The sequence below is a fragment of the Micrococcus sp. HMSC31B01 genome, assembly GCF_001816085.1.
GTDB classification, from domain to species: domain Bacteria; phylum Actinomycetota; class Actinomycetes; order Actinomycetales; family Micrococcaceae; genus Micrococcus; species Micrococcus luteus.
Map to the genome: position 1 here is coordinate 1 of NZ_KV824805.1, position 4,613 is coordinate 4,613.

The window sequence follows — 4,613 nt, forward strand, 5'->3', positions numbered from 1 at the left end:
GGACCGGCTGCACGGCGGGCGCGGCGACGGCCGTCCGGTGGCCGAGGCGGACCGGCTCGCGTTCTGGGAGGCGGCCGGCCGACGTCTGAGCTGGGAGCGACCCTTCACCCGGACACGCTCCCTCACCGCCCCGGACCCGGCCGCCGAGCGCGGCCCGGAGATCCGCTGGTACGAGGACGGCACCCTGAACGTGGCCGTGAACTGCGTGGACCGCCACGTGGCGGCGGGGCGCGGGGAGAAGGTCGCCCTGTACTTCGAGGGCGAGCCCGGCGACCGCCGCGCCGTCACCTACGCGCAGCTGCAGCGCGAGGTCGCCCAGGCCGCGAACGCCCTCGAGGAGCTGGGCATCGGGGCGGGCGACCGCGTCGTCGTGTACCTGCCCGTGCTCGTGGAGACGATCGTCATCACGCTGGCGTGCGCGCGGATCGGCGCCGTGCACTCGCTCGTGTTCGGCGGGTTCTCGGCGGAGGCGCTGCGGTTCCGCGTCGAGGACACGGGCGCCAAGCTGCTCGTCACCACCGACGGCCAGTTCCGCCGCGGTGCCGCCGTCCCCGTGAAGGCCAACGCGGACGAGGCCGTGTCCGGGGACAACGCGATCGAGCACGTCCTCGTCCTGGACCGCACGGGCCACCGGGACATCCCGTGGACCGAGGGCCGGGACCTGTGGTGGCACGACGTCGTGGACCGCCAGCCGGACACCCACACCCCGCGCGCCTTCGACGCGGAGCACCCGCTGTTCATCATGTACACCTCCGGCACCACGGGACAGCCCAAGGGGCTCGTGCACACCTCCGGCGGGTACCTCGCCGCGGCCTCGTGGACGCACGACTTCCTGTTCTCCCACCCGGACCCGGCACGGCGCGACGACGACGTCCACTGGTGCACCGCGGACCTGGCCTGGGTCACCGCGCACACCTACGAGATCTACGGTCCACTCTCGAACGGGGTCACGCAGGTGATCTACGAGGGTGTGCCGAACGCCCCGCACCCGGGCCGGCACTTCGAGGTGATCGAGCGCTACCGGGTGACGAGCTACTACACGGCGCCCACCCTGATCCGCTCGCTCAAGGGCTGGCATCCGGACGGGATCCCGGCGCACGCGGACGGCGGCCCGGACCTGTCCTCGATCCGCCTGATCGGCACCGTGGGCGAGTCCGTGAACCCGGAGGCCTGGACGTGGGCGCGGACCCAGATCGGCCGGGACACCCCGGACCTGCCGATGGTGGACACGTGGTGGCAGTCCGAGACGGGCGCCACCGTGCTCTCCCCGCGCCCCACGGACACGGCCTTCAAGCCGGGCTGCGGCTCCCGGCCCCTGCCGGGGGTGGACGTGGCCGTGGTCGACGACGACGGCGCCCCCACGCCCGAGGGCCTGCAGGGCCGGATCGTGGTCACCCGCACCTCGCCGGCGATGGCGCGGACCGTGTGGCGGAACCCGGCCCGCTACTTCCACTCGTACTGGGAGGACTACGCGGACCAGGGCGAGGCGGGCTGGTTCCTCGCCGGCGACGGCGCCAAGCGGGACGAGGACGGCGACGTCTGGATCCTCGGGCGCGTGGACGACGTCATCAACATCTCCGGGCACCGGCTGAGCACCATCGAGATCGAGTCCGCCCTCGTGGCGCACCCGGAGGTGATCGAGGCGGGGGTGTGCCCCGTGCCGCACGAGACCACCGGGCATGCCGCCGTCGCCTTCGTGGTGGCGCACGAGAGCTGGCTGGCCGGCGACGACGGCCCCGGCGCCTCCGCCGCCGACCGCGCCGAGGAGCTGCGGCGGCACGTGGGGCGGGTGATCGGGCCGGTGGCCAAGCCCGCCGAGGTGGTCTTCGTCCCCGACGTGCCCAAGACCCGTTCGGGCAAGATCATGCGGCGGCTGCTGACGCAGCTGCACCAGGGCACCGCGCTCGGGGACACCACGAGCCTGCAGAACGAGCCGTGCGTCGGGCAGATCGCCGAGGTGCTCCGGGCCGGTCGCCGCGCTCAGGACGCCGGCACCGGCGCCGTCCGCAGCGCCAGCTCGGCCAGCACCTGAGCGGCCCGCGGCACCACGGCGTCGTCGAACACGGCCTGCGGGGAGTGGTTGACCGGGGCCTCGTCCGGGTCCACGCCCTCCGGGACCGCCCCGAGCAGGACGTAGGCGCCGGGCACCCGCTGGAGGACCTCGGAGAAGTCCTCGCTGCCGGGCTCGGGCTCGGGCAGCTCCCGGTAGGCGTCGGCCCCGTACAGGTCCTCCACGGTCCGGCGGACGAAAGCCACTGCGTCCGGATCGTTGGCCGTCACCGGGAACGCGCAGTCCGTCCGGACCTGCGCGCTCATGCCGTGCGCCGCGGCGATCCCGTGCACCATGCGCTCCACGGCCGAGAGCAGCCGGGTTCGGGAGGGCGCGGAGAAGGTCCGCAGGGTGAGGGCGAGGGTGGCGCTGTCCGGGATGATGTTGGCCGCCGTGCCCGCGCTCAGGTGCCCGACGGTCGCGACCACCGGGTCGAAGGCGTCGAACTGCCGGGTGACCACGGACTGCAGCGCCAGCACCATCTCGGCGGCCACGGGCACCGGATCCTGGGCCAGGTGCGGCACCGAGCCGTGCCCGCCTCGACCGTGCACCGTCACCACCAGGTCGTCGCAGCCGGCCTGGATCGCCCCCGGGCGGCTGAGCAGGACGCCGCGCGGGTACGTGCCCGAGGAGACATGGATCGCGTAGGCGGCGTCCACCGGTCGCCCGGCCGCCTCCAGCAGCCCCTCCTGGATCATGTGCAGGGCGCCGCCGCCGGTCTCCTCCCCGGGCTGGAACATGGCCACCACGTCGGCGGCGAGCTCCCCGCGACGGCGCACCAGCCACGCCAGGGCGCCGTAGAGGCCGGCGGTGTGCAGGTCGTGGCCGCAGGCGTGCATGGTGCCCGGCACGGCGGGGGCGTACTCCAGCCCGGTCTCCTCCGTGACGGGCAGGGCGTCCATGTCCCCCCGCAGCAGCACGACCGGCCGCCGGGCCCCCTCCGGCAGCGGGGCCCCGCCGCGCAGCACCACGACGACGGAGCTCAGCGCCCGGCCCACGCTCGTCTCCAGCGCGGGGCGGCCGGTGGCGGCATCCTCCCCCGCCTCAGCGCGCAGGGCCTCGAGCCGCTCGAGGACGGCGGCCTGGGTGCGGGGCAGGTGCAGGTCCAGCTCCGGATGCCCGTGGAGGCGGCGGCGGAAGGCGATCGCCTCCCGGGCGATGTCCTCCGGCAGGTCCGGGGCGAGGGCGTTCGCGGGCGGGGTGGGGGCGGTGCGGTCCATCAGGACATCATGCCGTGGCGGCCCGCCGGCCCACCCGGATCGCGCAGCGGGTCAACCGGCCAGCTCCTGCAGCTCGGCCAGGTCGAAGACGTCCTCCGAGGCGGGGGCCTCGGGCGCCTCGACCGCGTTCCACTCGGTGAAGGTGGCGTTCGCGTCCACGTCCTCGTCCTCCGAGTTCACGTCCTCGAGACGGTAGAGGGTCGTGCTCTCCCGGTCGATCAGCATCGTCCGGCCGAACTCGTGGTGCTCCTCGGGCAGCGCGTACTTGAGGTACTTCCTGCCCTCGAGCTCCACCTCCTCGGCCTTCAGGTCCTTGCCGTCGAAGGCGTCCGCGGCGGGCATGTCCTCCTCGAGGTCGGACATGATCTCCTGGAGTGAGATGTCCATCTGCGCGGCCTGATCGGCGCTCGTCTTGATCCAGCGGTCGCCCACGAGGGTGGAGAACATGCCCATCTCCCGGGGCAGGTCGTCACCGTCGGCCTTGAGCTTGAAGAACACGTCGGCGTCCCGGCGCAGGACCTCGATGTCCATGGTGGCCGCCCCCATGTCCACGTTCATGGTGCCCTTGAGGTGGGAGTCGTCGGTGGCGCCGGCGAGGTCCACGTTCGCGGACTGGATGGCGTCCGTGCCCAGGGAGGCGGAGGGCGACGCCGAGGCCGACGCGTCCTCCTTCTCCTCCTCCTTGTCGGCGGCGGTGCCCTCCATCCTCAGGCGCAGGCTCTCGGCATCCACGACCTTCTGGCGGACCTCGGGCCAGCTCTCGTCCAGCGTCGGGTCGGAGGCGCAGCCGGTGAGCAGCAGACCGGAGGCGGCGAGCATGCCGACGGCGAGGCGTGCGGGCGTCTTCATGGGGACTCCTTCACAGAGGTGCGGACGTGCCGGCGGCCGGGCACCGCCGGACGATGACCCCTCGACCGTCTCACGTCACCCCTGGCCCGTCATGCCCCGAGGGGCGACGGAACTTCGGCTGTGCCGAACCTGTGCGGGTCAGCCGCCGGTGGCGCCGTCCTCGAAGATCTGCCCCACCGGGGTCTGCTTCTCCGCCTGGAACACATCCTCGGCACGGCCGTAGGCCCAGTACGCGCTCACCGACAGCTGTCGCCGGTCCACGCCGCGCACGTCCGTGAGGTACGCCCGGACGCGCTTGACCTGCTCCCGCTCGCCGTGCACGAACGCGTGCACCCGTCCGTCCCGCCACGCCGCGCCCTCGACGGCGGCGGCGAACCTCGTCGTCTCCGGGGTGAAGGGGCCGCCGCGGTGCAGCCAGCGCACCTCGACGCCGGCCGGCGCGGTCAGGGGCACCTCGTCCCCGGCGTCGGTCACCTCGATCAGCGCGACGCCGG

4 protein-coding genes are annotated in these 4,613 nt (G+C 73.8%); 1 reads left to right on the forward strand and 3 read right to left on the reverse strand.

Annotation, left to right across the window (positions count from 1 at the left end; genetic code table 11):
* Positions 1-7 precede the first annotated feature (7 nt).
* A complete protein-coding gene (gene acs, locus HMPREF3105_RS00185; protein ID WP_241252162.1) occupies positions 8-2,032 on the forward strand; it encodes an acetate--CoA ligase in 2,025 nt (674 codons plus the stop codon).
* On the opposite strand, the gene HMPREF3105_RS00190 is transcribed toward acs, so the two are convergent.
* The 3 genes from HMPREF3105_RS00190 to HMPREF3105_RS00200 all read right to left on the reverse strand — a co-directional run.
* Positions 1,981-3,270 (reverse strand): M20 metallopeptidase family protein, encoded by a 1,290-nt coding sequence (locus HMPREF3105_RS00190; protein WP_070708486.1) that lies wholly within the window; start codon positions 3,268-3,270, stop codon positions 1,981-1,983. The two genes, acs and HMPREF3105_RS00190, sit on opposite strands and share 52 nt — an antisense overlap.
* A gap of 51 nt (positions 3,271-3,321) precedes the next feature.
* Positions 3,322-4,119, reverse strand: coding sequence for a hypothetical protein (locus tag HMPREF3105_RS00195; protein WP_070708487.1), 798 nt, complete (start codon positions 4,117-4,119; stop codon positions 3,322-3,324).
* Positions 4,120-4,257: 138 nt separating this feature from the next.
* The coding region (locus HMPREF3105_RS00200; protein WP_141762352.1) for a siderophore-interacting protein at positions 4,258-4,613 on the reverse strand (356 nt) is incomplete at its 5' end.